23 protein-coding genes are annotated in these 25540 nt (G+C 66.9%); 18 read left to right on the top strand and 5 right to left on the bottom strand.

What is annotated here, in order from left to right:
* The first annotated feature begins 211 nt into the window (after nt 1-211).
* From ACEN9N_RS26830 to ACEN9N_RS26875, 10 genes are all read left to right on the top strand, one after another.
* Nucleotides 212-1342 carry a Re/Si-specific NAD(P)(+) transhydrogenase subunit alpha gene (locus tag ACEN9N_RS26830; protein ID WP_413312428.1) on the top strand — a complete coding sequence of 377 codons (1131 nt, stop codon included), beginning with the start codon at nt 212-214 and terminating at the stop codon, nt 1340-1342.
* A 24-nt stretch (nt 1343-1366) separates the two neighbouring features.
* Entirely contained in the window at nt 1367-1696 is a 330-nt protein-coding gene (locus ACEN9N_RS26835) for an NAD(P) transhydrogenase subunit alpha part 2 (RefSeq protein ID WP_007828438.1), read from the top strand.
* Nucleotides 1693-3120, top strand: a complete 1428-nt coding sequence (locus ACEN9N_RS26840; RefSeq protein WP_495654931.1) for an NAD(P)(+) transhydrogenase (Re/Si-specific) subunit beta — start codon at nt 1693-1695, stop codon at nt 3118-3120. Before ACEN9N_RS26835 ends, ACEN9N_RS26840 begins: the two co-directional genes overlap by 4 nt.
* A gap of 100 nt (nt 3121-3220) precedes the next feature.
* A complete protein-coding gene (locus tag ACEN9N_RS26845) occupies nt 3221-4900 on the top strand; it encodes a long-chain-fatty-acid--CoA ligase (RefSeq protein WP_413312430.1) in 1680 nt (559 codons plus the stop codon).
* Between the two features lie 50 nt (nt 4901-4950).
* Nucleotides 4951-5955, top strand: a complete 1005-nt coding sequence (locus ACEN9N_RS26850; RefSeq protein ID WP_056515149.1) for an ABC transporter permease subunit — start codon at nt 4951-4953, stop codon at nt 5953-5955.
* Between the two features lie 4 nt (nt 5956-5959).
* The gene (locus tag ACEN9N_RS26855; protein ID WP_007828433.1) at nt 5960-6868 is read left to right on the top strand and encodes an ABC transporter permease subunit; all 909 of its coding nucleotides are present in this window, start codon (nt 5960-5962) and stop codon (nt 6866-6868) included.
* 118 nt (nt 6869-6986) lie between these two features.
* The gene (locus ACEN9N_RS26860) at nt 6987-8012 is read left to right on the top strand and encodes an ABC transporter ATP-binding protein (protein WP_495654932.1); all 1026 of its coding nucleotides are present in this window, start codon (nt 6987-6989) and stop codon (nt 8010-8012) included.
* The gene (locus ACEN9N_RS26865; protein WP_413312434.1) at nt 8009-9040 is read left to right on the top strand and encodes a dipeptide ABC transporter ATP-binding protein; all 1032 of its coding nucleotides are present in this window, start codon (nt 8009-8011) and stop codon (nt 9038-9040) included. The genes ACEN9N_RS26860 and ACEN9N_RS26865 overlap by 4 nt, the downstream gene beginning before the upstream one ends.
* 38 nt (nt 9041-9078) lie before the next feature.
* A complete protein-coding gene (locus ACEN9N_RS26870) occupies nt 9079-10710 on the top strand; it encodes an ABC transporter substrate-binding protein (protein ID WP_007832675.1) in 1632 nt (543 codons plus the stop codon).
* A gap of 3 nt (nt 10711-10713) precedes the next feature.
* On the top strand, nt 10714-11481 hold the full coding sequence (locus ACEN9N_RS26875) for a 5'-methylthioadenosine/adenosylhomocysteine nucleosidase (protein ID WP_413312436.1): 768 nt from the start codon (nt 10714-10716) through the stop codon (nt 11479-11481).
* Here ACEN9N_RS26875 and ACEN9N_RS26880 read toward each other — a convergent pair.
* Both ACEN9N_RS26880 and corA read right to left on the bottom strand, forming a co-directional pair.
* Nucleotides 11474-12226, bottom strand: coding sequence for a YoaK family protein (locus tag ACEN9N_RS26880; protein WP_007832679.1), 753 nt, complete (start codon nt 12224-12226; stop codon nt 11474-11476). The two genes, ACEN9N_RS26875 and ACEN9N_RS26880, sit on opposite strands and share 8 nt — an antisense overlap.
* Before the next feature lie 57 nt (nt 12227-12283).
* Nucleotides 12284-13270, bottom strand: a complete 987-nt coding sequence (gene corA, locus ACEN9N_RS26885) for a magnesium/cobalt transporter CorA (RefSeq protein ID WP_007832681.1) — start codon at nt 13268-13270, stop codon at nt 12284-12286.
* 223 nt (nt 13271-13493) lie between these two features.
* Here corA and ACEN9N_RS26890 point away from each other — a divergent pair, with 223 nt between their 5' ends.
* The 4 genes from ACEN9N_RS26890 to hprK all read left to right on the top strand — a co-directional run bounded on the left by ACEN9N_RS26890 (nt 13494) and on the right by hprK (nt 18034).
* Nucleotides 13494-15614, top strand: coding sequence for an ATP-dependent helicase (locus ACEN9N_RS26890; protein ID WP_495654933.1), 2121 nt, complete (start codon nt 13494-13496; stop codon nt 15612-15614).
* A 330-nt stretch (nt 15615-15944) separates the two neighbouring features.
* Nucleotides 15945-16274, top strand: coding sequence for a ribosome hibernation-promoting factor, HPF/YfiA family (gene hpf / locus ACEN9N_RS26895; protein WP_007832687.1), 330 nt, complete (start codon nt 15945-15947; stop codon nt 16272-16274).
* A 188-nt stretch (nt 16275-16462) separates the two neighbouring features.
* Nucleotides 16463-16930, top strand: coding sequence for a PTS sugar transporter subunit IIA (locus ACEN9N_RS26900; protein ID WP_007832688.1), 468 nt, complete (start codon nt 16463-16465; stop codon nt 16928-16930).
* Between the two features lie 144 nt (nt 16931-17074).
* The gene (hprK, locus tag ACEN9N_RS26905) at nt 17075-18034 is read left to right on the top strand and encodes an HPr(Ser) kinase/phosphatase (RefSeq protein WP_007832689.1); all 960 of its coding nucleotides are present in this window, start codon (nt 17075-17077) and stop codon (nt 18032-18034) included.
* A gap of 103 nt (nt 18035-18137) precedes the next feature.
* On the opposite strand, the gene fur is transcribed toward hprK, so the two are convergent.
* Entirely contained in the window at nt 18138-18557 is a 420-nt protein-coding gene (fur, locus tag ACEN9N_RS26910) for a ferric iron uptake transcriptional regulator (protein WP_007832691.1), read from the bottom strand.
* A 92-nt stretch (nt 18558-18649) separates the two neighbouring features.
* On the opposite strand from fur, the gene ACEN9N_RS26915 reads away from it, so the two are divergent.
* The 4 genes from ACEN9N_RS26915 to ACEN9N_RS26930 all read left to right on the top strand — a co-directional run bounded on the left by ACEN9N_RS26915 (nt 18650) and on the right by ACEN9N_RS26930 (nt 21366).
* Complete coding sequence (locus ACEN9N_RS26915; protein ID WP_007832693.1) at nt 18650-19213, top strand: outer membrane protein assembly factor BamE; 564 nt, start codon at nt 18650-18652, stop codon at nt 19211-19213.
* Between the two features lie 189 nt (nt 19214-19402).
* Nucleotides 19403-20167 carry a 4-hydroxy-tetrahydrodipicolinate reductase gene (gene dapB, locus ACEN9N_RS26920; protein ID WP_495656426.1) on the top strand — a complete coding sequence of 255 codons (765 nt, stop codon included), beginning with the start codon at nt 19403-19405 and terminating at the stop codon, nt 20165-20167.
* Between the two features lie 15 nt (nt 20168-20182).
* Complete coding sequence (locus tag ACEN9N_RS26925) at nt 20183-20878, top strand: MotA/TolQ/ExbB proton channel family protein (RefSeq protein ID WP_413316283.1); 696 nt, start codon at nt 20183-20185, stop codon at nt 20876-20878.
* 14 nt (nt 20879-20892) lie between these two features.
* On the top strand, nt 20893-21366 hold the full coding sequence (locus ACEN9N_RS26930) for an ExbD/TolR family protein (protein ID WP_495654934.1): 474 nt from the start codon (nt 20893-20895) through the stop codon (nt 21364-21366).
* A 49-nt stretch (nt 21367-21415) separates the two neighbouring features.
* On the opposite strand, the gene ACEN9N_RS26935 is transcribed toward ACEN9N_RS26930, so the two are convergent.
* The gene (locus ACEN9N_RS26935) at nt 21416-23899 is read right to left on the bottom strand and encodes a glycogen/starch/alpha-glucan phosphorylase (RefSeq protein WP_413316285.1); all 2484 of its coding nucleotides are present in this window, start codon (nt 23897-23899) and stop codon (nt 21416-21418) included.
* 136 nt (nt 23900-24035) lie between these two features.
* Nucleotides 24036-25505, bottom strand: a complete 1470-nt coding sequence (gene glgA, locus ACEN9N_RS26940) for a glycogen synthase GlgA (RefSeq protein WP_495654935.1) — start codon at nt 25503-25505, stop codon at nt 24036-24038.
* Nucleotides 25506-25540: the final 35 nt, after the last annotated feature.

Raw genomic sequence — 25540 nt, forward strand, 5'->3', positions numbered from 1 at the left:
TTTCTTGGCCAGTCGAGGATGGGCGCGTGTCGCCTCCCTCGAACGCGCTATCGAATATCCGAATTCGCTATTGAATGAATAGCGGTGGCGACAACGTTCATCGGCACTTTGGGGTGAAAACCACAGAGCGTTTTTGCGACAACGAAGGCTTGTAATCTTGCTGTAAGCTCTGCCCGCGTTCCGTTTGCCCCCTTGCTCTGAGGAGATCTCTATGCTGATAGGCGTGCCTGCCGAGACGACGGCCGGCGAAACCCGCGTGGCCGTTACGCCCGAGACGGTGAAGAAACTGGTGGCCTCGGGGCACACCGTACGGGTGCAGTCGGGGGCTGGCGTTGCCGCCAGCGTCACCGATGCCGCCTACCAGGCCGCCGGTGCCGAGATCACCAACATGAACGCCGCATTTGCCGCCGACATGGTGCTCAAGGTGCGCACGCCCACCGATGCGGAGACCGCGCTGCTGAAGTCCGGCGCCGTCGTCATCGGCATGCTCAATCCCTTCGATGCCGCAGGCCTGCAACGCCTGGCCTCCGCCGGTGTCACCGGCTTCGCGCTCGAAGCCGCCCCGCGCACCACCCGCGCCCAGAGCATGGACGTGCTCTCATCGCAGGCCAACATCGCCGGCTACAAGGCCGTGATGATCGCGGCCGACAAGTACCAGCGCTTCTTCCCCATGCTGATGACCGCCGCCGGCACCGTGAAGGCTGCACGCGTGGTCATCCTGGGCGTCGGCGTGGCGGGCCTGCAGGCCATTGCCACCGCCAAGCGCCTGGGTGCCGTCATCGAGGCTTCCGACGTGCGTCCCAGCGTGAAGGAGCAGATCGAATCGCTGGGCGGCAAGTTCATCGAAGTCTCCTACGACACCGATGAAGAAAAGGAAGCAGCCGTCGGCGTCGGCGGCTACGCCAAGCCGATGCCCGCGAGCTGGCTCGCGCGCCAGCAGATCGAAGTCGCCAAGCGCGTGGCGCTCGCCGATGTCGTCATCAGCACTGCACTCATCCCGGGGCGCGCCGCGCCGACGCTCATCACCGAGGACATGGTCAAGTCGATGAAGCCGGGTTCCGTCATCGTCGACATCGCAGCCGGCAAGGGGCCCGACGGCGTGGGCGGCAACTGCCCGCTGTCGGAGGCCGACAGGACCGTGATCAAGCACGGCGTGACCATCGTGGGCGAGACCAACCTCGCCGCGCTGGTCGCGGCCGACGCCTCGGCGCTCTATGCACGCAACGTGCTCGACTTCCTCAAGCTCATCGTCACCAAGGAGGGCGCGCTGAAGATCGACCTCGAGGACGACATCGTCGCCGCCTGCCGCGTCACGCAGGACGGCCAGGTCACGAAGAAGTAAGCGAACACGCGAGGAGAAGAACCCATGGATCCCGTTTCCCATACCGTCATCAACCTGATCATCTTCGTGCTGGCCATCTACGTGGGCTACCACGTGGTGTGGACCGTCACGCCCGCGCTGCACACGCCGCTGATGGCCGTGACCAACGCCATCTCGGCCATCGTGATCGTGGGCGCCATGCTGGCGGCCGCGCTCACCGAAACAGGCCTGGGCAAGACCATGGGGGTGCTCGCGGTCGCTCTCGCGGCGGTGAACATCTTCGGCGGCTTCCTCGTCACGCGGCGCATGCTCGAGATGTTCAAGAAGAAGGAAAAGAAGGCCGCACCGAAGGCTGACGCAGGAGCAGCCCAATGAGCATGAACGTCGTCACGCTGCTGTACCTGATCGCCAGCGTCTGCTTCATCCAGGCCTTGAAGGGCCTGAGCCATCCCACCACTTCGATCCGCGGCAACGTCTTCGGCATGGCCGGCATGGCCATCGCCGTGCTCACCACCGGCGCGCTGATCTACAACATCGCCGGCGGCCACCTCATGGGCCTGGCCTGGGTGCTGCTGGGGCTGGTGGCCGGCGGCGGCTACGGCGCCTGGCGCGCCAAGACGGTCGAGATGACCAAGATGCCCGAGCTGGTGGCCTTCTTCCACAGCATGATCGGCCTGGCGGCGGTGTTCATCGCGGTCGCGGCCGTGGTCGAACCCGCGGCCATGCTCGAAGGCATCGCCAAGGGCGCGGCCATTCCCACCGGCAACCGGCTCGAGCTGTTCCTGGGGGCGGCCATCGGCGCCATCACCTTCAGCGGCTCGGTCATCGCCTTCGGCAAGCTCTCGGGCACCTACAAGTTCCGCCTGTTCCAGGGCGCGCCGGTGCAGTTCGCGGGCCAGCACATGCTGAACCTCGTGCTCGGCCTGGCCATGATCGGGCTGGGTCTGGTGTTCATGTTCACCGAGAGCTGGCCGGCCTTCTTCGCGATGCTGGCGCTGGCCTTCGTGATGGGCGTGCTCATCATCATCCCGATCGGCGGGGCCGACATGCCGGTGGTGGTGTCGATGCTCAACAGCTACTCGGGCTGGGCGGCCGCGGGCATCGGCTTCAGCCTGAACAACGCGATGCTGATCGTGGCGGGCAGCCTCGTGGGCAGCTCGGGCGCGATCCTGAGCTACATCATGTGCAAGGCGATGAACCGCTCGTTCTTCAACGTGATCCTGGGCGGCTTTGGCGGCGAGGCGGTCAGCGCGGGCGGCGGTGCGAAGGAACAGCGTCCGGTCAAGAGCGGCAGCGCCGACGACGCGGCCTACATGCTGTCCAACGCCGAGACCGTGATCATCGTGCCGGGCTACGGCCTGGCGGTGGCGCGCGCGCAGCATGCGGTCAATGAGCTGGCGGAGAAGCTCACGCACAAGGGCGTGACGGTGAAGTACGCGATCCACCCGGTGGCCGGGCGCATGCCGGGCCACATGAACGTGCTGCTGGCCGAGGCCGAGGTGCCGTACGACCAGGTGTTCGAGATGGAAGACATCAACGGCGAGTTTGCGCAGGCGGACGTGGCGATCATCCTGGGGGCCAACGACGTGGTGAACCCGGCCGCGCTCACCAAGGGCACGCCGATCTACGGCATGCCGATCCTGGAGGCCTACAAGGCTAAGACCGTCATCGTGAACAAGCGCTCCATGGCCGCCGGTTATGCGGGCCTGGACAACGAGCTGTTCTACATGGACAAGACGATGATGGTCTTTGGCGACGCAAAAAAAGTAGTGGAAGATATGGGCAAGGCCATCGAATAGGCCGAAGGTCCACGCCCGCGCAGCGGGCGAGCTCTTCGCGGCGCCACCTCGTGCGCCGTTTTCGTTTTCAACAGTCCGACTCCCGGAGGAGACAAATCCAATGACCGATCGTCCCTGGCTCAGCAGCTATCCGCAGGGCGTGCCCGCCGATATCGATGCCTCGCAGTACACCTCGCTGGTCGCACTCATGGAAGAGAGCTTCGCGAAGTACGCCGACCGCACGGCCTACAGCTTCATGGGCAAGGACATCAGCTACGGCGAGACCGACAGGCAGAGCAAGGCCTTCGCAGGTTACCTGCAGAGTCTGGGCCTGGCCAAGGGTGACCGCGTGGCGGTCATGATGCCCAACTGCCCGCAGTACCCGATCGCGGTGGCGGGCACCCTGCGCGCCGGCCTGATCCTGGTCAACGTGAACCCGCTGTACACGCCGCGCGAACTCGAGCACCAGCTCAAGGACTCGGGCGCGAAGGCCATCGTCATCATGGAGAACTTCGGCACCACGCTGCAGCAGTGCATCGCAGCCACGCCGATCAAGCACATCGTGCTGGCCTCCATGGGCGACCGCCTCGGCTTCCTGAAGGGTGCGCTCGTCAACTACATGGTGCGCAACGTCAAGAAGCTGGTGCCCCAGTTCAGCCTGCCGGGTGCGGTGCGCTTCAACGAAGCGCTCGACAAGGGCGCGAGTGCTTCGGTGAAGCCCGTGGCCATCGGGCCCGACGACGTGGCCGTGCTGCAGTACACCGGCGGCACCACCGGCGTGTCGAAGGGCGCAGTGCTGCTGCATCGCAACGTGATCGCGAACGTGCTGCAGTCCGAGGCGTGGAACGAGCCGGTCATGAACAAGGTACCGGCCGGCGAGCAGCCCACCAGCGTGTGCGCCCTGCCGCTGTATCACATCTTCGCGTTCACGGTCGGCATGATGCTGAACATGCGCACGGGCGGCAAGCTGATCCTGATTCCGAATCCGCGTGACATCGCGGGCGTGCTGAAGGAGCTGTCGAAGCACACCATCCACAGCTTCCCGGCCGTCAACACGCTGTTCAACGGGCTGGCGAACCACCCCGACTTCAACACCGTCAACTGGAAGAACCTCAAGGTCTCGGTCGGCGGCGGCATGGCGGTGCAGGCCGCGGTCGCGAAGCTGTGGCTCGAGAAGACCGGCTGCCCGATCTGCGAAGGCTACGGCCTGTCGGAAACCTCGCCGTCGGCCACCTGCAACCCGACCAACAGCACTGCCTACACCGGCACCATCGGCCTGCCGCTGCCGAGCACCTGGCTCAAGCTGCTCGACGACGACGGCAACGAAGTACCGGCCGGCGAGCGCGGCGAAATCGCCATCAAGGGCCCGCAGGTGATGGCCGGCTACTGGCAGCGCCCCGACGAGACCGCCAAGGTCATGACGCCCGACGGTTACTTCAAGAGCGGCGACATCGGCGTGGTCGACGAGCGCGGCTACTTCAAGGTGGTCGACCGCAAGAAGGACATGATCCTGGTGTCGGGCTTCAACGTGTACCCGAACGAGGTCGAGGACGTGGTTGCACTGATTCCGGGCGTGCTCGAATGCGCCGCGGTCGGCGTGCCCGACGAGAAAACCGGCGAGGCCGTGAAGCTGGTGATCGTCAAGAAAGACCCTTCGCTCACGGAAGCGCAGGTGCGCGAATACTGCCGGGCAAACCTTACGGGTTACAAGCAGCCGCGAATCGTGGAGTTTCGTAGCGACATGCCGAAGACACCGGTCGGAAAGATCCTTCGCCGCGAGTTGCGCGACGCGAAGAAGTAAGGGTTCGGCCCGGTGAGGGCTGCGGCATCGATCTTGCATATTCGCGGTCGATGTTTCGATTCCTCCTGACCCGCGTGAGCCTGCTGGTGCCGACCTTCATCGGCATGACGCTGCTCGCTTTCTTCCTCATCCGGCTGGTGCCGGGCGACCCCATCGAGACGATGGCCGGCGAGCGCGGGATCGACCCCGTGCGCCACGCCCAGCTGCGCACCGCGTACGGCTTCGACAAGCCGGTGATCGTGCAGTACGGCATCTACATCGGGCGCGTGCTGCACGGCGACCTCGGCAAGTCGCTGATCACGCAGGACACGGTGATGAGCGAGTTCCTTGCGCTCTTCCCGGCCACCGTCGAGCTCGCGGCCTGCGCCATTCTTTTCGCGCTGCTGCTCGGGCTGCCGGCCGGCATCCTCGCGGCAGTGCGGCGCAATTCCATCTTCGACCACGGCGTGATGGCCACCTCGCTCACCGGCTACTCGATGCCGATCTTCTGGTGGGGGTTGCTGCTGATCCTGTTCTTCTCGGTGCAGCTCGGGTGGACGCCTGTGTCGGGGCGCATCGCGGTGCAGTACTACATCGAGCCCGAAACCGGCTTCCTGCTGATCGACTCCCTGCGCGCCGGTGACATCGGTGCCTTCTGGTCGGCATTGCACCACCTGATCCTGCCGGCCATCGTGCTCGGCACGGTGCCGCTCGCGGTCATTGCGCGCATGACGCGCTCGGCCATGCTCGAAGTGCTGGGCGAGGACTACATCCGCACCGCGCGCGCCAAGGGGCTGTCGCGCTTTCGCGTGGTGGGGCTGCATGCGCTGCGCAATGCGCTGATCCCGGTCGTGACCGTCATCGGGCTGCAGGTGGGCGTGCTCTTCACGGGCGCCATCCTCACCGAGACCATCTTCTCCTGGCCCGGCGTCGGCAAGTGGCTCATCGAGGCCATCGGCCGGCGCGACTATCCGGTGCTGCAGGGCGGCATGCTGCTGCTCGGAGGAATCGTGATGCTGGTCAACCTGCTGGTCGACGTGGCCTACGGCGTCATCAACCCGCGCATCAGGCACTGAAGCCATGGCGACGACACAACAAGCAGTCCCGGCCGGCACAAGAAGCGCGGCGCCCCCAGGACCCTGGCGCGAGTTCTGGACGGCCTTCTCCGCCAACCGCGGCGCGGTCATCGGGCTCGCCACCATCGTCGTGCTGCTGCTGGTCGCGCTGTTCGCGCCGTGGATCGCACCGCACGCGCCCAACGAGACCAACAGCGCCGTCTTCCTGCTGCCGCCAGCGTGGCAGCAGGGCGGTTCCGCGAGCTACCTGCTCGGCACCGACGCGATCGGGCGCGACATCCTCTCGCGCCTGATGCACGGCGCACGGCTGTCGCTGTCCATCGGCGTCGCGGTGGTGGCCATTTCGGTGGCCGTGGGCGTGGTGCTCGGGCTGATCGCGGGCTTCTTCCGCGGCGTGCTCGAGATCGCGATCATGCGGTTGATGGACATCGTGCTCACGATGCCGAGCCTGCTGATGGCGATCGTGATCGTCGCGATCCTCGGGCCGGGGCTGATCAACGCGATGATCGCCGTGGCCATCGTCGTGCTGCCGCACTATGTGCGCATCACGCGTGCGGCCGTCATCGCCGAAATCTCGCGCGACTACGTGACCGCCGCACGCGTGAGCGGTGCCGGCACGCTGCGCCTGATGTTCCGCGAGGTGCTGCCCAATTGCGCCGCACCGCTGATCGTGCAGGCCTCGCTCGGCATCTCGACCGCCATCCTCGATGCGGCCGCGCTCGGCTTCATCGGCCTGGGGGCGCAGCCGCCGTCGCCCGAATGGGGAACCATGCTGGCCGACGCGCGCGAGTTCGTGCTGCGCGCCTGGTGGGTCGTCACCTTCCCGGGCCTGGCGATCCTTGCGGCCGTGCTGGCCTTCAACCTGCTGGGCGACGGGCTGCGCGATGCGCTCGACCCCAAATTGAAACGATGAACAGTATTGACCGCCTCATTCCAGGGATACCGCGGAACCGGCTTTGCCGGGCCGCAGGTATCGCCCCCTGCAAGGGGGTCGGCGCAGCGACACGAAGTGCGCGAAGACTGGGGGTGAGATGAGTCTCCTGGACATCAAGGACCTGCACGTCGAGTTCCCGACGCAGGGCGGCGTGCTGCATGCGGTGGACGGCGTGAGCCTCACGCTCGAAGAAGGCGAGGTGCTCGGCATCGTCGGCGAGTCGGGTTCGGGCAAGAGCGTCACGATGATGGCGCTGATGGGCCTCGTCGGCTTTCCGGGCCGCGTGCGCGCCGAGCACATGCGCTTCGCGGGCAAGGACCTGCTCGGCATCTCCGACAAGGCGCGCCGCGCGTTGGTCGGCAAGGAGGTCGCGATGATCTTCCAGGAGCCGACCACCAGCCTCAACCCCTGCTTCACCATCGGCTTCCAGCTCATGGAGACGCTGCGGCTGCACCTGAAGCTCGACAAGCGCGAAGCGAAGAAGCGCGCGACCGAACTGCTCGAGCAGGTGGGCATTCCGGCCGCATCGTCGCGCCTGGGCAGCTATCCGCACCAGCTCTCGGGCGGCATGAACCAGCGCGTGATGATCGCCATGGCCATCGCCTGCAATCCGCGCCTCCTGATCGCCGACGAGCCGACCACCGCGCTCGACGTGACCATCCAGGCGCAGATCCTCGACCTGCTGCGCGAGCTGCAGAAGGAGCGCGGCATGGCGCTGGTGCTCATCACGCACAACATGGGCGTGGTGAGCGAGATGGCGCAGCGCATCGCCGTGATGTACGCGGGGCAGGTGATGGAGCACCAGCGCGTCGACCGGCTCTTCGCATCGCCGCAGCATCCGTACACCGAGGCCCTGCTGGCGGCGCTGCCGGAACGCGCTGCGCCCGAGGGGCGGCTCGCCACCATCAGCGGCGTGGTGCCGGGCATGCACGACCGGCCCGCGGGCTGCCTGTTCGCGCCGCGCTGCGGCTACATCACCGAGCGTGCCTGCCAGGTGCGGCCGGCGCTGCGCGAATCGCAGGGCGCCGAGGTGCGCTGCCACTTTCCGCTCGGCGAACCGGGGCGCATGGCGGCCATCGCGCAAGACCCGCCGCGGCAACAGGCGATCGAGGTGCTGCCATGAGCGGGACATCGAACGCCGTTTCGACCGAAGTGGTCGTGGAGGCGAGCAACCTCCAGCGCACTTACGACATCCGCCGCGGGCTGTTTCGCGCGCCCGCGCACCTGCGGGCCGTGGGCGACATTTCCTTTCGCATCGAGCGCGGGCGCACGCTGGCCGTGGTCGGCGAGTCGGGCTGCGGCAAGTCGACGCTGGCGCGCATGGTCGCGCTGATCGAGAAGCCGACCGCGGGGCAGCTCACGCTGGTGGGGGCCGACGCGGTGAACCCGCCGTCCGAACGCAGGCGCGAGCTGCGCCAGGCCGTGCAGCTGGTGTTCCAGAACCCCTACGGCTCGCTCAATCCGCGCAAGAAGATCTCGACGGTGCTCGAGGATCCGCTCGCCATCAACACCACCATGGGCAAGTCGGAGCGCGCCGCCAGGGCCGGCGACATGCTCGCGCGCGTGGGCTTGCGGCCCGAGTACGCCAACCGCTACCCGCACATGTTCTCGGGCGGCCAGCGCCAGCGCATTGCCATCGCGCGCGCGCTGATGCTCAACCCGCGCCTCCTTGTGGCCGACGAGCCGGTGTCTGCGCTCGACGTGTCGATCCAGGCGCAGGTGCTCAATTTGCTGGCCGACCTGCAGGCCGAACTGGGCCTGGCTTACCTTTTCATCTCGCACGACCTGGGCGTGGTGCGCCACATCGCGCACGACGTGCTCGTGATGTACCTCGGCCACGCGGTGGAGCAGGGCCCCAAGTCGCGCATCTTCGCGCGGCCGCTGCATCCGTACACGCAGGCGCTGCTGGCGTCCACGCCGGGGCTCAGCAGCCGGCGCATCGTGCTCAAGGGCGAGCTGCCGTCGCCGCTGAGCCCGCCTCCCGGCTGCGTCTTCAGCACGCGTTGCCCGCACGTGCAACCGCGCTGCCGCGAGGAGCGGCCACTGCCGCGCTTACTCGACGAACGTCTGGTGGCCTGCCACTACGCCGAGCAGTTTCTCGATGGTGCGGCCCCCGTGCGCGCCGATGGTCCCGTGCTCGCCGCGCCGTAGGCGGCGGCTTTTTCTCAACCCTGTCTCGAGGAGTCCCCATGAAGACCCAGCCCACCGTTTCGCGCCGCTCACGAAGCCTGGCGCTCCTGGCGCCGACAGCGCTTGCAGCCCTTACCCTGGCCTGCGGCGCGGTGTCTGCCAAGACGCTGGTGTATTGCTCCGAAGGAAGCCCGGAGAACTTCTACCCCGGGATGAACACCACCGGCACCTCGTTCGACGTGACCACGCAGGTCTACAACACCATCGTCGAATTCGAGCGTGGCGGCACCAAGGTCGTGCCGGGCCTGGCCGAGAAGTGGGACATCTCCGCCGACGGCACGCAGTACACCTTCCACCTGCGCAAGGGCGTGAAGTGGCACAGCACCAGCAAGAGCTTCAAGCCCACGCGCGACTTCAACGCCGACGACTTCATCTTCATGCTCGAGCGCCAGTGGAAGGAGAGCGACCCGTTCTTCAAGGTCACGAGCCAGAACCACTCGTACTTCAACGACATGGGCATGCCCAAGCTGCTGAAGACGGTGGACCGCATCGACGACTACACGGTGAAGATCGTGCTCAACCAGCCCGAGGCGCCGTTCCTGGCCAACCTGGCGATGCAGTACGCCGGCATCCAGTCGAAGGAATACGCCATCGCCATGCTGAAGGCCGGCACGCCCGAGAAGGTCGACCAGGATCCGATCGGCACCGGGCCGTTCTACCTCGTGCAGTACCAGAAGGACGCGATCATCCGCTTCAAGGCCTTCCCGCAGTACTGGGGCGGCAAGGCCAAGATCGACGACCTCGTGTTCGCGATCACGCCCGACGCATCGGTGCGCTGGGCCAAGCTGCAGAAGGGCGAGTGCCATGTCATGCCGTACCCGAACCCGGCCGACCTCGACGCGATCCGCAAGGACCCGAATGTTCAGCTGCTCGAGCAGCCCGGCCTGAACGTCGGCTACCTCTCGTACAACACCACGAAGAAGCCCTTCGACGACGTGCGCGTACGCAAGGCCATCAACATGGCGATCAACAAGAAGGCCATCATCGACGGCGTGTACCTCTCGACCGGCGTGGCCGCGAAGAACCCGATTCCGCCGACCATGTGGTCCTACAACGACGCGGTGAAGGACGACCCCTACGACCCCGAAGCCGCGAAGAAGCTGCTGGCGCAGGCCGGCTTCCCCGACGGCTTCTCGACCGACCTGTGGGCCATGCCGGTGCAGCGCCCGTACAACCCGAACGCCAAGCGCATCGCCGAGCTGATGCAGGCCGACCTCGCCAAGATCAACGTCAAGGCCGAGATCAAGAGCTTCGAGTGGGGCGAGTACCGCAAGCGCCTGCAGGCCGGCGAACACCAGATGGGCATGCTGGGCTGGACCGGGGACAACGGGGACCCCGACAACTTCCTCTACACGCTGCTGGGTTGCGCTTCGGCCAAATCGGCCAGCGGCAGCAACATCTCGAAGTTCTGCTACCAGCCGTACGAAGACCTCGTGGTGAAGGCCAAGAGCGTCACCAAGCAGGCCGAGCGCGACGCGCTCTACAAGAAGGCACAGCTCATCTTCAAGGAGCAGGCGCCGTGGTTCACCATCGCGCACGCGGTGCAGCTGAAGCCGGTGCGCAAGGAGGTCGTCGACTTCAAGCTCAGTCCGTTCGGCCGCCACACCTTCTACGGCGTGGATATCAAGTAGCCGATGCACGCGCCCGTTGCCATCGTCGCCGCGATGCACGAGGAGTTGAGTGCGCTCCTTGCGCAGATGCCCGACGAGCAGCGCGTGCGCGTCGCCGGCCGCGACTTCTGGGTCGGCCACCTGCAGGGCCAGCCCGTGGTTGCGGTGCTCTCGCGCATCGGCAAGGTCGCGGCCGCGGTCACCGCCACGGTGCTGCTTGAACGCTTCGGCGTGCGGGCCCTCGTGTTCACGGGCGTGGCGGGCGGGCTCGCGCCGGGCGTGCGCGTGGGGGACGTGGTGGTCGCGACCGAACTGCTGCAGCACGATCTCGATGCATCTCCGATCTTCCCGAAGTACGAAGTGCCGTTGATGGGCCTGTCGCGTTTCGTTGCGGACCGCGTGATCGGCGATGCGCTGTCGGGCGTCGCCGCCAGCGTGCTGCGCGATCCAGTGGCACTGACGGGACGGGCGGCCGTCGACGAGTTCGGCCTGCAGTCGCCGAGGGTGCACCGGGGCCTGCTGGCGAGCGGCGACCGCTTCGTGTCGACCACCGCCGAGAGCGAAGCGCTGCGGCGCGATCTGCCCGATGCGCTTGCGGTCGAGATGGAAGGCGCGGCGGTGGCGCAGGTGTGCCACGACTACGGCGTGCCCTTCGCGGCCATGCGAACGATCTCCGACCGCGCGGACGACGAAGCGCATGGCGACTTCGCGCGCTTCGTCTCGCTGGTCGCGAGCCGCTACAGCCTCGCGCTGGTCGGCGCGTGGCTCGCCACGCTGCCGGCCGTCAGCTGAGCGAGGCGCCGCGACGCGGAATGTCGCGCAGCAGCGGCGGTATCGACAGTGCGAGCAGCAGCGCGGCCAGTGGCACGACGCAGACGAACCCCACGTACTTGAAGCCGAGCGCTCCCACCGCCCCGCCGAGCACGAACATGCCGACCAAGCCGCCAGCGCGGCGCATGCGGCGGCGGTCGTGGCGCACCGCCATCGGGGCGGATCCGGCGCGGCCGTTCCAGTAGAGCATCTTGCCGATCTCGATCCCCATGTCGGTGATGTTGCCCGTCATGTGGGTGGTGCGGATGCTGCCGCCCGAGGTCTTCGACGCCACCGCGTTCTGCAGGCCCATGATGAAGGACAGCAGCAGCACCGTGAGCGGCACGGCGAAGGGCGTGGGCCAGGTCAGCGTGATCGCGCCCATGAGCCCGAATGGGAACATCAGCGCAGCTTCGAGCATCAGCGGCAGGGCGTAGACGCCGTGCATGCGGTGCTGCCGGCCCCAGTTCACCAGCATGGCGCAGACCGCGGCGCCGGTCACGAAGGCCAGGATCGCGCCGAGCGCGTTCAGCAGCAGCTTGACGTTGCCCAGCACCATGCCGTCCGCCAGCTGCGAGGCGAAGCCGGTCATGTGCGAGGTGTACATGTGAAGCACGAGGAATCCGCCCGCGTTGACGGCCCCGGCATTGAAGGCCAGCAGCAGGCCCAGCGCGGTGTTGGTCGACGGCGCGCGGTGGCGGTTGGTGAGGAAGCGGATTCTGCGCACTGTGGCTCTCCGGGTCAGCGCTTGCTGCCAGCCACTCTAGCATCCGCCGCGCGGCGCCTACTTGAGCCAGCCGCGCCGGCGGAAGTACCACATCGGCACCAGCGCGCTGGCCGCCATCAGCACGATGGCATACGGATAGCCCAGCGACCAGTCGAGCTCGGGCATGAACTTGAAGTTCATGCCGTAGATGCTCGCGATCAGCGTGGGCGGCAGCAATGCGACGCTGGCCACCGAGAAGATCTTGATGGTCTTGTTCTGGTTGATGTTGATGAAGCCGACGGTCGCATCCATCAGGAAGTTGATCTTGTCGAACAGGAAGGCCGTGTGGTTGTCGAGCGACTCGATGTCGCGCAGGATCTGCCGCGCCTCCTCGAACTGCTCGGCGTTGAGCATGCGGCTGCGCATCATGAAGCTGACCGCGCGGCGCGTGTCCATCACGTTGCGGCGGATGCGGCCGTTCAAGTCTTCCTGGCGGGCGATGGCGCCCAGCACCTCGCCGGCCAACTCGTCGCTGACGTTGCCCTCGAGCACTTTCTTGCCCGCGATCTCGAGTTCGTCGTAGATGTTCTCGAGCGTGTCGGCCGAGTACTCGGCGTCGGCATCGAACAGCTTGAGCAGTACTTCCTTCGCGTCCTCGATGAGCCCGGGCGCGCGGCGCGCGCGCATGCGCAGCAGCCGGAACACGGGCACGTCCTCGTCATGGATCGAGAACAGCACGCCGCGGCTGCGAAGCTCGGTGTTGTGCTGGTTCAGGATGAACGCCACGCGCACCGAGCGCGGATCTTCGTCGTCGTCGATCAGGAAGTCGGAGCGGATGTGCAGCTCGCCGTTGTCTTCCTCGTAGAAGCGGGCCGACTCCTCGATGTCCTCGTCCATCGCGTCTTCGGGAATCGAGAGGCCGTAGTACTGCTTGATCCAGCGCTTCTCTTCGAGCGTGGGCGACTCGAGGTCGACCCAGATCGGCTGGAACCTGGAGAGCTCCTCGAGCGACTCGATCTCTTCCTGGACGAGGCGGCCGTTGGCGAGCGTAAAGATGTTGAGCATGGGCTCACTCCCGGGTATGACTGAAACGTTGGGCGAGGGAGGGGCGCTTTCAATTCCCGGGCCCGACGCGCGAAAAAAGCGTCAGTGAAAGGGAGTTGAAAGCTGCCGAGACGGGGCGGTTTCCATAGGAAGAATCTCCGGTTGCAGCGAGGCGCGATTATGTCACCGGCCACATGACTGCCCCATGGTTGGGCTGGACGGACATACAGTAAAGTCGCTCTCCATGCAGACCGCTGCGCTCCCTGTTTTTCCCGCCGCGCCGAAGACCCAGGCCGAGCGCCTGGCCGCCGCGCTTGCGACGCTCAACGATGCGCAGCGCGCTGCGGTCGAGCATGGCGTGGGTGCTGCGATAGCCGAGCGCGACGAGCGGCCGCTGCTCGTCATTGCCGGCGCCGGCTCGGGAAAGACCAGCACGCTGGCGCACCGCGTCGCACACCTGATCGCGGGCGGTGTCGATCCGCAGCGGCTGCTGCTGCTGACTTTCTCGCGCCGCGCCGCGCAGGAGATGGAGCGCCGCGCCGGCCAGGTGCTGGCGCGGGTGCTCGGCCTGAAGTCCGAGGTGCCGCCCGCGCTGCCGTGGGCCGGCACCTTCCACGGCATCGGCGCGCGGCTGCTGCGCGAGTACGCGCCGCAGATCGGGCTCGGCGAGAACTTCACGATCCATGACCGCGGCGATGCCGAAGACCTGATGGGGCTGGTGCGCCATGAGCAGGGCCTGTCTTCCACCGTGAACCGTTTTCCGCGCAAGGGCACCTGCCTGTCGATCTACTCGCGCTGCGTCAACACGCGCGCGCCGCTGGCCGAGGTGCTGAAGGAAGCCTTTCCCTGGTGCGGCGAATGGGAGGCCGAGCTGAAGAAGCTGTTCGGTGCGTATGTCGAGGCCAAGCAGCAGCAGAACGTGCTCGACTACGACGACCTGCTGCTCTACTGGGCCGGGATGGCCGCCGAGCCCGCGCTGGCCGCGCACATCGGCGCGCGCTTCGATCATGTGCTGATCGACGAGTACCAGGACACCAACCTGCTGCAGGCCTCGATCCTGCTGGCGCTCAAGCCCGATGGACGCGGGGTGACGGTGGTGGGCGACGATGCGCAGTCGATCTATTCGTTTCGCGGCGCGACGGTGCGCAACATCCTCGACTTTCCGTCGCAGTTCACGCAGCAGGCCCGAGTCGTCACGCTGGAGCGCAACTACCGCTCGACGCAGCCGATCCTGGACGTCTCGAACCGCGTGATCGCGCAGGCCGCCGAGCGGCACGCCAAGACGCTGTGGACCGACAAGCCCTCGGCCGGCAAGCCGCTGCTGGTGCTCGTGCCCGACGAGGCCGGGCAGGCACGCTGGGTGGCCGACAAGGTGCTGGCGCACCGCGAAGGCGGGCTGGCGCTGAAGTCGCAGGCGGTGCTGTTCCGCACCTCGACGCACAGCGCGGCGCTCGAGCTCGAGCTGGCGCGGCGCAACATCCCCTTCGTGAAGTTCGGTGGGCTCAAGTTTCTCGAGGCCTCGCATGTGAAGGACCTGCTCGCGGTGCTGCGTTTTGCGCAGAACCCGCGTGGGCGCATGGCGGGGTTCCGTGTGACGCAACTGATACCGGGCATAGGCCCCGTGACCGGCGCGCGGCTGCTCGATGCGATGGACCAGGCGGCAGACCCGGCCGCGGCAGTGCGCGACTTCGCGCCACCGGCCACTGCTCGCGTGCAATGGGGCGACTTCGCTGCAGCCTACGCCGCTTTGCGCGCGCCGGCGTTGAAGTGGCCGGCCGATGTCGAACTGGCGATGGCCTGGTATCTGCCGCACCTGGAGCGCCTGTACGAGGACACGTCCGGCGTGCGGCGCGCCGACGTCGAGCAATTGGCCCGCCTCGCCGCCGGGTATGCCTCGCGCGAACGCTTCCTCGCCGAACTCACGCTCGACCCGCCCGAGGCCACCAGCGACCGTCCGGGCCCGCCGCTGCTCGACGAGGACTACCTGATCCTCTCGACGATCCACTCGGCCAAGGGGCAGGAATGGAACTCTGTACATGTGCTCAACGTGGTCGACGGCTGCCTGCCGGCCGACGTGGCGCAGAGCGCGCACGAGCTGGAAGAAGAGCGCCGGCTGCTCTACGTGGCGATGACCCGGGCGCGCGACCACCTGCACCTGCTGGTGCCGCAGCGCTTCCACATCACGCAGCAGGCGGCGCGCGGCGACCGGCACCTGTATGCCAACCGCACGCGCTTCATTGCCGAAGCCGATCTGGCCGGCTTCGAGCAGCAGACCTGGCCCCCTCCGCCGGAGCGGCCGCCGGCCGTGCCGCCGCCGAGCGCGGTGATCGACCTGCGCAACCGGATGCGCGCGGCCTGGCGCTGACTGGGCAGCTGCCGGCCCTTCCGGCGGCAGGGTCACGCGCTGCCGGAAGATGAAACACTTGTTCCGGATGAATCGCCGCATCGCCTGCCCTGCGCGCGGCAGATGCTATCGATTCGCTAGCGTGTGAAATGCCGCACACAAAGCGCAGAAACCCCGGGCAACTCAGGTATTGCAATACCGTGACAGCTTGGGCATAGTGAATCGAACTTGCCCTCTGCCTTCTTCTTTTCTTCCCCCCGCCCCTCCCTCCCACAACTCCCGTTTCTCGCCGGCCAAGCTGCATTCCGCAGTGCGGTCATTTCCCCAACCGTCAATTCCAGGAGGTCATTCATGAATTTGACGATCAGCGGTCATCACCTCGACGTCACACCTGCCTTGCGCACCTACGTCACGAGCAAGCTGGACCGGATCACCCGACATTTCGACCAGCTCGTCGATGTGAAGGTGATCCTCACGGTGGAAAAGCAAAAGGAAAAGGAACGCCGCCAAAGGGCGGAATGCAACATCCACGTCAAGGGCAATGACATGTTCGCGGAATCGAGCCACGCTGATCTCTACGCCGCGGTCGATGAACTGGTCGACAAGCTCGACCGCCAGGTGGTGCGCCACAAGGACCGCCTGCAGGACCACCATCACGCCGCGCCCAAGCGCGTGATGTAGAGGAGCCCTCGGGCTCGCATCCAAGGCCGCCTTCGGGCGGCTTTTTGTTTTCCGACTGCAGCGGTGGGGCTTTGGCAAGCTCCCAGAGGGCGCGCGAGGCCTCTGGGCAACATGTAGACAGAAAGTAAATAGGGGGACTGGGGGTTTTTACCAAGCGGGTGCATAATCGCCCCCGCCCTGCACCCACCATGAATCGCCTCGCGTCCATCCTGCCGCCCGCTCAAGTGCTTGTGAGCGTTGACGCTACCAGCAAGAAACGTGCTTTCGAAGAAGCCGGCCTGCTGTTCGAAAGCCTTCACGGTCTGGGCCGTGCCCTCATCACCGACAGCCTGTTTGCGCGCGAGCGCCTCGGTTCCACCGGTCTGGGCCATGGCGTGGCCATTCCGCATGGCCGCATCAAGGGCCTCAAGGCGCCGATGGCGGCCGTGTTCCAGCTGGCCAATCCCATCGGCTTCGACGCACCCGACGAGCAGCCCGTCGCGCTGCTGATCTTCCTGCTGGTGCCCGAAGCGGCCACGCAGAAGCACCTCGAAATCCTCTCTGAAATCGCCGAACTGCTGAGCGATGCCAGCCTGCGCGAACAGATCAAGTCCAGCACCGACGCGTCCGTCCTCCACGGCCTGATCGCCGGCTGGCAATCCACGCAAGTCGCCTGACCTGTGGCTCGCCCCCAGGCTTCGCGCACTTCGTGTCGCTTCGCCAACCCCCTACCGGGGGCAATACCAGCGGCCCGGCAAAGCCGGTTCCGCGGTATTCTGGCCTGCCCCAACTCTGGTGCGTGAGCGCCGTCTCCTGAACGCATGAAGCCGACCGTCATCAGTGCCGATGCCATGTTCGAGGAGTTCCGCGGGTCGCTCCGCTGGGAATGGCTCGCAGGGCTCGGCGCTTCAGAACGCCAGTTCGACTCCGAAGTCATCAGCCGGGCCCAATCGGCGGCCGACCTCGTCGGCTACCTCAACTACATCCACCCCTACCGCGTGCAGATCCTCGGCGCCCGCGAGGTGGCCTATCTGACGCGCGGCAGCGAGGAAGACTGCGCCCGGCGCATCGCCCGCATCGTTACGCTGGAGCCCCCGATGCTGGTGCTGGCCGACGGCCAGGCCGCACCGGACGAACTGCTGTCGATCTGCGAACGCGCCCAGCTGCCGCTGTTCGCCACGCGCGAGTCGTCGGCTTTCGTGATCGACCTGCTGCGCGCCTACCTGTCCAAGCACTTTGCCGAGCGCACCTCGATGCACGGTGTGTTCATGGACATCCTGGGCATGGGCGTGATGATCACGGGCGAATCGGGCCTGGGCAAGAGCGAGCTCGGGCTGGAGCTGATCTCGCGCGGCAACGGCCTCGTGGCCGACGATGCGGTCGATCTTTTCCGCATCAACCAGAACACCATCGAAGGGCGCTGCCCCGACCTGCTGCTGAACCTGCTGGAAGTGCGCGGCATCGGCCTGCTGGACATCCGCGCGATCTTCGGCGAGACGGCGGTGCGCCGGAAGATGCGGCTCAAGCTCATCGTGCACCTCGTGCGGCGCGACAGCTTCGAGCGCGACTACGAGCGCATGCCATCGGCGCCGCTCACGCAGGACGTTCTGGGCATTCCGGTGCGCAAGGTCATCATCCAGGTGGTGGCGGGGCGCAATATCGCCGTGCTGGTGGAGGCGGCGGTGCGCAACTCGATCCTGCAGCTGCGCGGCATCGACACCTATGCCGACTTCGTGGCGCGCCACCACAAGGCGATGGAAAACGGCCGCGAAGGGGACTGACCGGTTGGGGGTATGCGGCCGCCGCCGGGCCGCCCCAAGGCGGGCCGCGCCTCCCTCTCGGGGGGGAGTTACACGCAGCGAAGCGCAGTGAAAAGCCGGGGGGTCAACGTTTCTTGGCGCAGTCCCCGCAAAGGCCATACAGCGACATGGCATGGTCCTGCAGGATCCAGTCCTTGTCCTTGGCGATCATCTGCTGGCGGCGTTCGATCTCGGCGTCGTAGAACTCCTCGACCTTGCCGCACGAGGTGCAGATCAGGTGGTCGTGGTGCGTGCCTTCGTTCAGTTCGTAGACCGCCTTGCCGCTTTCGAAATGGCTGCGCTCGAGGATGCCGGCCTGCTCGAACTGCGTGAGCACGCGGTAGACGGTGGCCAGGCCGATGTCGGAGTGTTCGTTCAGCAGCACGCGGAACACGTCTTCCGCCGTCATGTGCCGTTGGCTGCCGGTCTGGAAGATCTCGAGGATCTTCAGGCGTGGCAAAGTGGCCTTGAGGCCGGTATTCTTGAGTTCGTCGATGTTGGCCATGTGATTCCTGCGCCCTGGGCTGCGGCAAAGGCCCTGAAAAGGGCCAGCCGCTACAATGGCCGATCATATCGCTACCCCCCCTTTTTCCTCCCATGCCTGCCATTCTCCAACGCCGTCCCTGGCTGCTGGTTGCTGCCGTTGCCGCAACGCTCTGCCTTGGTGCCTGCAGCGGTTTCAGCGATCGCACGCGTGGCGCGCTGGCCGCCGTCACTCCGTACAAAGTCGAAGTGGTGCAGGGCAATTTCGTGTCGAAGGAACAGGTCGCGGCGCTCAAGCCGGGCATGTCGCGCCAGCAGGTGCGTGAAATCCTCGGCACCTCGCTGTTGAACGACGTGTTCCACGCCAATCGCTGGGACTACGTGTTCACCATTCGCCGCCAGGGCGTGGACCCGCAGGAACGCCACCTGACCGTGTTCTTCAACGGCGAACTGCTCGACCGCTTCGAGGGCGACGAGATGCCCAGCGAGGAAGAGTTCGTCGCCACGCTCGACACCCGCAAGAAGTCCGGCAAGGTGCCCACGCTCGAGGCCTCGGAAGACGAGCTCAAGAAATTCGCACCCTCCAAGGACGAGAAAAAAACCGACTCCGCCGCGGGCGCATCGGCCTCCCTGCCGCCGCTGCCGGCTGCCTATCCTCCGCTCGAAGCCGCGCGCTGAGCGCGGCGCGAGCAGCATCGGCAGCGGGCGGCGCCCGCCGAGCCAGGTGGCGTCCGTCCCGTGTGCATGCATGCCATTGGCCGTTTCGAAATCCTCGAAGACTGAATCCGCGTGACTGAATCCACCTCCACTCCTGCCAATTCCACTCCCGCGCCACGCCGCATCGCCGTCGCGGGAGCATCCGGCCGCATGGGCCACATGCTGATCGAGGCGGTGCGCAATGCGCCTGACCTGCGCCTGGCCGGCGCGCTCGACATTGCCGGCAGCCCGGCACTCGGCACCGATGCCGGCGCCTTCCTGGGCTTCGAGAGCGGCGTGTCCATCGTGTCCGAACTGCGCGCAGGCCTGAAGGACGCGCAGGTGCTCATCGACTTCACCCGCCCCGAAGGCACGCTTGCGCACCTCGCGGCATGCCGCGAGCTCGGTGTGCAGGCGGTCATCGGCACCACCGGCTTCAGCGACGCGCAGAAGGCCGAGATCGCCGAGATCGCGAAAGACATCGCGATCATGATGGCGCCCAACATGAGCGTGGGCGTCAACGTCACCTTCAAGCTGCTCGAAATGGCGGCCAAGGCCATGTCGACCGGCTACGACATCGAGATCATCGAGGCGCACCACCGCCACAAGGTCGATGCGCCCTCGGGCACCGCGCTCAAGATGGGCGAAGTCATCGCCGATGCGCTGGGCCGCGACCTCAAGGACTGCGCCGTGTACGCCCGCGAAGGCATCACCGGCGAGCGCGATCCCTCCACCATCGGCTTCTCGGCCATCCGCGGCGGCGACATCGTGGGTGACCACACCGTGCTGTTCGCGGGCACCGGCGAGCGCATCGAGATCACCCACAAGTCGTCGAGCCGCATCACCTACGCGCAGGGCAGCCTGCGCGCGGTGCGCTTCCTGGAGGGGCAGCGCGCCGGCCTGTTCGACATGTACGACGTGCTGGGCCTGCGCTAGCTCAAGGGACCATCGATGAGCGTGCTCGAACTGCTGACCCATGGCGACGGCGTCAGCCGTTCGGTGGCGCTGCTGCTGCTGGCGATGTCGGTCGCGAGCTGGGTCATCATCCTTTGGAAGGCGTGGCTGCTGCGCGGCGGCACGCGCGATGTGCTGCGCAGCATCGCGGCGTTCTGGCAGTCGTCCACGCTGGCCGACGCAGAGCAGAAGCTCAAGGCCTTCGACCGCGCGACGCTCGTGTCGCCTGCCGTGTCAGCCATCAAGAGCGTGGCCGCCGGTGCGCCGGCCGGCACGCTGGGCGCCACGGTCGACCGCAACCAGCGGCTCACGCGCGTGCTGCGCGACGCCCTGCACGGCGCGCTGCGCCGGCTGCAGGCGGGGCAGATTCTGCTCGCCACGGTTGGCGCTACGGCGCCCTTCGTCGGATTGCTGGGCACGGTCTGGGGAATCTACGGTGCGCTGTCGGGCATCGCCGGCCAGACCGGCGGCTTCACCATCGACAAGGTGGCAGGCCCGGTCGGCGAGGCGCTCATCATGACGGCCTTCGGCCTCGCCGTGGCCATTCCGGCCGTGCTGGCCTACAACGTCTTTGGACGCGTCATCGGCCGCATCGAAGCCGAGCTCGAAGGCTTCGCGCACGACCTGCTGGGCAGCTTCGGTGAGGCGGCCGGGCCCGCGGCACCGCCGCCGGCGCGGCCGATGCCGGTCTAGGGAGCGCACGCGCCATGGCCTTCGGTCGCACTTCACTGGGCAGCAGCGCCGCAGGTGGCGGGCGGGCCATGGGCGCCGGTGCGCAGCGGCCGCTGTCCGACATCAACGTGACGCCCCTGGTCGACGTGATGCTGGTGCTGCTGGTGATCTTCATCATCACCGCGCCGCTGATGGCCAGCTCGATCAAGCTCGACCTGCCGCAGACCGATGCGGGCCAGCCCAACGACACGCCCAAGTTCGTGAGCCTGTCGGTCGACGCCTCGGGCAAGGTCTTCTTCAACGACAAGGCTGTGACCGACGAGGAACTGGCGCAGCAGCTCGAAAAGGCCGCCGCCGACAGCAGGGACACCGAGGTGCAGCTGCGCGCCGATCAGGCCGTGCCCTATGGCAAGGTGGTGGCGCTGATGGGCATCGCGAACAAGGCAGGGCTGAGTCGCATCGGATTCGTGACCGAGGCAGAGCCGGCAGGCGAGAAGAAGCCGCGCTGACCCTGTCTTGCTCCTTCCCCCAGCGGGGGAGGGAGCAAATATCGGATGCTCAGCTCAACACCACCGGCTTGGTGTGCCAGATCTCATGCGCGTACTGCGCAATGGTGCGGTCCGACGAGAACGCCCCCATCCCCGCCACATTGAGGATCGCCATCCGCGTCCAGGCATCCGAGTCGCGGTACAGCGCATCGACCTCGGCTTGCTTGGCCACGTAGCTCGCATAGTCGGCCAGCAGCAGGTAGTGGTCGCCCCAGTTCACCAGCGCGTCGTAGATGCCCTGGTAGCGCGCCGGTTCGCCCGCTGAAAACGCGCCGTCCCGGATCGCGTCGAGCACGCGCTTGAGTTCGGCGTTCCCTTCGTAGATCTCGCGCGGCTGGTAGCCCCGCGCGCGGATGTCGGCCACTTCGGGCGTTGTGTTGCCGAAGATGAAGATGTTCTCCGGCCCCACGTTCTCGCGCATTTCCACGTTGGCGCCGTCCAGCGTGCCGATGGTCAGCGCACCGTTGAGCGCGAACTTCATGTTGCCGGTGCCCGAGGCCTCGGTGCCGGCCGTCGAGATCTGCTCCGACAGGTCGGCCGCCGGCATGATGACTTCGGCCAGGCTCACGCTGTAGTTCGGCAGGAACACCACCTTCAGCAGCTTGCCCACGCGCGCGTCGGCGTTGATGGTGCTCGCGACGTCGTTGATGAGCCGGATGACGAGCTTGGCCATCGCGTACGCCGACGCCGCCTTGCCCGCGAACACCACCACGCGCGGAACGATGTCCAGCGGCGTGCCCGCGGCCTGCGCGTCGAGGATGCGGTGGTAGCGCGCCACCACGTGCAGCACGTTGAGCAGCTGCCGCTTGTATTCGTGGATGCGCTTGACCTGCACGTCGAACATCGCGTCGGTGTCGATGTCGATCTTGAGGTGCTGCTCGATCCAGTTGGCCAGTCGCAGCTTGTTCTCGCGCTTGGCATGGCGGAATGCGCGCACGAAGGCCGGTTGCTCGGCCATGGGCCTGAGCGCCTCGAGCTGCGACAGGTCGCGCCGCCAGCCCTTGCCGATGCGCTGGTCGAGCAGCGCCGCCAGCGGCGGGTTGGCCTGCGCGAGCCAGCGCCGGGGCGTGACGCCGTTGGTCTTGTTGTTGAAGCGATCGGGAAAGATCTTCGCGAAGTCCGAGAAGATCGACTGCTTCATCAGCTCCGAGTGCAGCCCCGACACGCCGTTGATCGAGTGGCTCGCCAGCACCGCCACGTAGGCCATGCGCACGCGGCGCTCGCCGGTCTCGTCCACCAGCGACAGGCGGCGCATCAGCTCCACGTCGTTGCCCACCTTCTGCGTCACCGTGGCGAGGAACTTCGCGTTGATGTCGTAGATGATCTGCAGGTGCCGCGGCAGGATGCGCCCCAGCATCTCGACCGGCCAGGTCTCCAGCGCCTCGTGCATCAGCGTGTGGTTGGTGTAGCTGAACACCTTCTGCGTGTGCGCCCAGGCCATGTCCCATGTGAGGCCGTACTCGTCGAGCAGCAGGCGCATCAGCTCCGGCACGGCGAGCACGGGGTGCGTGTCGTTCAGGTGGATGCTGACCTTTTCCGAGAGCTGGTCGAAGGTCTTGTGGTTGCGCAGGTAGCGCCGCAGCAGGTCCTGCACGCTCGCGCTGCAGAAAAAATACTCCTGGTGCAGCCGCAGCTCGCGGCCCGAGGGCGTGGAGTCGTCGGGGTAGAGCACGCGCGAGACGTTCTCCGAGTGGTTCTTGCTTTCCACCGCCTGCATGTAGTTGCCGCGGTTGAAGGCCGAGAGGTCGATCTCTTCGGTGGCGCGCGCCGACCACAGCCGCAGCGTGTTGGTGGCCTGCGTGCCGTAGCCGGGAATGATGGTGTCGTAGGCCACGGCCAGCACATCGTGCGTGTCGACCCAGTCGGCCGCGCCGTAAGGGGCGTTGGTGCCTTCCCGCTTCTGCACATGGCCGCCGAAGCGCACGCGGTAGTTCACCTCGGGCCGCTGGAACTCCCACGGGTTCCCGCGCGTGAGCCAGTAGTCGGGTGTTTCCACCTGCTGGCCATCGACGATGCGCTGGCGGAACATGCCGTATTCGTAGCGGATGCCGTAGCCCATGCCCGGCACGCCCAGCGTGGCCATCGAGTCGAGGAAGCAGGCGGCGAGCCGCCCCAGGCCGCCGTTGCCCAGCGCCGCGTCGGGTTCGCGCTCGGCCAATGCGTCCATGTCGACGCCGAAGTCGGCCAGCGCCTCGCGCACGGTGTCGTAAAGGTCGACCGCCAGCAGCGCGTTGGTGAAGGTGCGCCCGATCAGGAACTCCATCGACAGGTAGTAGACGCGCTTGAGGTCCTGCGCGTAGTTGGCGCGCGTGGTCATCATCCAGCGCTCGACCAGCTGGTCGCGCACGGCCTGCGAGGTGGCGTTGAGCCAGTCGTCCTGGCTGGCGGCGACCGGGTCCTTGCCGACTGCGTAGATCAGCTTGTTGGCCACCGCGCGCTTGAAGGCTGCGACGTCGCGGTCGGGGTGGTCGTAGGCGAAGTCTTTGATCGTCATGATTGGCGCTCTTCGGGGTGGGTGATGGTGTTTTGCTGCTGTGCGTTTGTCTTGGGTGCGTGCGAATGACACCGAGTGCTCCCCTGCGCGTGAGCGCACCCCGCATCACGAACGCATCGAATCGAGAAGAGGCGCGTCATCCCAGTGCCTGCCGATAAACGTCGATGTACTGTGCCGCCGCAGTGGCCCAGTCGGCGGGCCGGCGCATGGCGTTGCCCCGCACGCGCCGCCAGTCGGGCGCGCGTTGGTACAAGGCAAAGGCGCGGCGCACGGCGCGTTCGTAGCTCTGGACATCGAAGCTGTCGAACACGAAACCGGTGGCGCCCCCACTGGCGAGGTCTTCGAGCGAGCTGTCGACCACCGTGTCGGCCAGCCCGCCGACGCGGCGCACCAGCGGCAGGCTGCCGTACTTGAGGCCGTACATCTGCGTGAGGCCGCAGGGCTCGAAGAGCGAAGGCACCAGCGTCACGTCGCCCGCACCGAACAGCTGGTGGGCCAGCGTCTCGTTGTAGCCGATGGTGGCACTGACCGACTGCGGCGCGGCCGCCGCTCGGTGGCGGAAGGCCTCCTCGAGCCAGGCCTCGCCGCTGCCCAGCAATGCGAGCTGGCCGCCCTGGGCGAGCAGCGCATCGAGCCCGCCGAGCACCAGATGCAGCCCCTTCTGCTCGGTGAGCCGGCTCACGAGGATGAAGAGCGGCGCATCCGGCCGATCGGCCAGCCCCAGCTGGTGCTGCAGCACCGACTTGCAGCGCGCCTTGCCGGCCATGTGGCGGCCTTCGGGCGTGTGATAGCCCTGCACCAGCGCGGCGTCGGTCGCCGGGTTCCAGACCTGGTCGTCGACCGCGTTGAGGATGCCGGTGAGCGCGCTGCTGCGCAGCCGCAGCAGGCCGTCGAGCCCGCAGCCCTGCTCGGGCGTCTGGATCTCGAGCGCATAGGTCGGGCTGACCGTGGTGAGCCGGTCGGCGAAATACAGGCCGCCCTTCATGAACGAAACCTGCCCGTGGTACTCGAGACCGTTCATCTGGAACGCGGGGCCGGGCAAGCCGAGCTCCGCGAAGTTCCACGGCGCGAAGAGGCCCTGGTAGGCGAGGTTGTGCACCGTGAAGACACTGCCCACACGCGGGCCACCGGCCTGCCGCGCGAAGTGCAGGTAGGCCGGCGCGAGCGCGGCGTGCCAGTCGTGCGCATGCACGACTTCGGGCTGCCACAGCGGATCGAGCCCTTGCGCCAATTGCGCCGCGGCCCAGCCGAGCAGGGCGAAGCGGCGGTGGTTGTCGCCGTAGGGCTGGCGCGAGGTGTCCTCGTAGGGGTTGCCGGGCCGGTCGTAGAGCACCGGCGCATCGATCACGTAGGCCGGGATGCCGGGCGCCCCGTCGATGTCGACATGCCCGAGGCTCAGCCCGAAGCGCTCGCCCCAGGGCGCGTCGAAACCGGCCACGGGCGCCAGGTCGCGCACGCCCGAGACGATGGCCGGAAAGCCCGGCAGCAGCACGCGCGCGTCCTGTCCTGCGGCCATGAGCGCCAGGGGCAGGGCACCGGCGACGTCCGCCAGGCCGCCGGTCTTGAGGAGGGGGAAGAGTTCGGCGCTGACCTGGAGGATTCGCATCGTCAGTGCTGCCTCCGTGCAAGGTGGGATGGCAC

The sequence above is a fragment of the Variovorax sp. Varisp46 genome (assembly GCF_059491885.1).

What these genes read in the sequence shown, in the direction of transcription:
- ACEN9N_RS26830 (WP_413312428.1), top strand. Translation starts at nt 212, where the DNA reads ATGCTGATAGGCGTGCCTGCCGAGACGACGGCCGGCGAAACCCGCGTG.
- ACEN9N_RS26835 (WP_007828438.1), top strand. Translation starts at nt 1,367, where the DNA reads ATGGATCCCGTTTCCCATACCGTCATCAACCTGATCATCTTCGTGCTG.
- ACEN9N_RS26840 (WP_495654931.1), top strand. Translation starts at nt 1,693, where the DNA reads ATGAGCATGAACGTCGTCACGCTGCTGTACCTGATCGCCAGCGTCTGC.
- ACEN9N_RS26845 (WP_413312430.1), top strand. Translation starts at nt 3,221, where the DNA reads ATGACCGATCGTCCCTGGCTCAGCAGCTATCCGCAGGGCGTGCCCGCC.
- ACEN9N_RS26850 (WP_056515149.1), top strand. Translation starts at nt 4,951, where the DNA reads ATGTTTCGATTCCTCCTGACCCGCGTGAGCCTGCTGGTGCCGACCTTC.
- ACEN9N_RS26855 (WP_007828433.1), top strand. Translation starts at nt 5,960, where the DNA reads ATGGCGACGACACAACAAGCAGTCCCGGCCGGCACAAGAAGCGCGGCG.
- ACEN9N_RS26860 (WP_495654932.1), top strand. Translation starts at nt 6,987, where the DNA reads ATGAGTCTCCTGGACATCAAGGACCTGCACGTCGAGTTCCCGACGCAG.
- ACEN9N_RS26865 (WP_413312434.1), top strand. Translation starts at nt 8,009, where the DNA reads ATGAGCGGGACATCGAACGCCGTTTCGACCGAAGTGGTCGTGGAGGCG.
- ACEN9N_RS26870 (WP_007832675.1), top strand. Translation starts at nt 9,079, where the DNA reads ATGAAGACCCAGCCCACCGTTTCGCGCCGCTCACGAAGCCTGGCGCTC.
- ACEN9N_RS26875 (WP_413312436.1), top strand. Translation starts at nt 10,714, where the DNA reads ATGCACGCGCCCGTTGCCATCGTCGCCGCGATGCACGAGGAGTTGAGT.
- corA (WP_007832681.1), bottom strand. Translation starts at nt 13,270, where the DNA reads ATGCTCAACATCTTTACGCTCGCCAACGGCCGCCTCGTCCAGGAAGAG.
- ACEN9N_RS26890 (WP_495654933.1), top strand. Translation starts at nt 13,494, where the DNA reads ATGCAGACCGCTGCGCTCCCTGTTTTTCCCGCCGCGCCGAAGACCCAG.
- hpf (WP_007832687.1), top strand. Translation starts at nt 15,945, where the DNA reads ATGAATTTGACGATCAGCGGTCATCACCTCGACGTCACACCTGCCTTG.
- ACEN9N_RS26900 (WP_007832688.1), top strand. Translation starts at nt 16,463, where the DNA reads ATGAATCGCCTCGCGTCCATCCTGCCGCCCGCTCAAGTGCTTGTGAGC.
- hprK (WP_007832689.1), top strand. Translation starts at nt 17,075, where the DNA reads ATGAAGCCGACCGTCATCAGTGCCGATGCCATGTTCGAGGAGTTCCGC.
- fur (WP_007832691.1), bottom strand. Translation starts at nt 18,557, where the DNA reads ATGGCCAACATCGACGAACTCAAGAATACCGGCCTCAAGGCCACTTTG.
- ACEN9N_RS26915 (WP_007832693.1), top strand. Translation starts at nt 18,650, where the DNA reads ATGCCTGCCATTCTCCAACGCCGTCCCTGGCTGCTGGTTGCTGCCGTT.
- dapB (WP_495656426.1), top strand. Translation starts at nt 19,403, where the DNA reads ATGGGCCACATGCTGATCGAGGCGGTGCGCAATGCGCCTGACCTGCGC.
- ACEN9N_RS26925 (WP_413316283.1), top strand. Translation starts at nt 20,183, where the DNA reads ATGAGCGTGCTCGAACTGCTGACCCATGGCGACGGCGTCAGCCGTTCG.
- ACEN9N_RS26930 (WP_495654934.1), top strand. Translation starts at nt 20,893, where the DNA reads ATGGCCTTCGGTCGCACTTCACTGGGCAGCAGCGCCGCAGGTGGCGGG.
- ACEN9N_RS26935 (WP_413316285.1), bottom strand. Translation starts at nt 23,899, where the DNA reads ATGACGATCAAAGACTTCGCCTACGACCACCCCGACCGCGACGTCGCA.
- glgA (WP_495654935.1), bottom strand. Translation starts at nt 25,505, where the DNA reads ATGCGAATCCTCCAGGTCAGCGCCGAACTCTTCCCCCTCCTCAAGACC.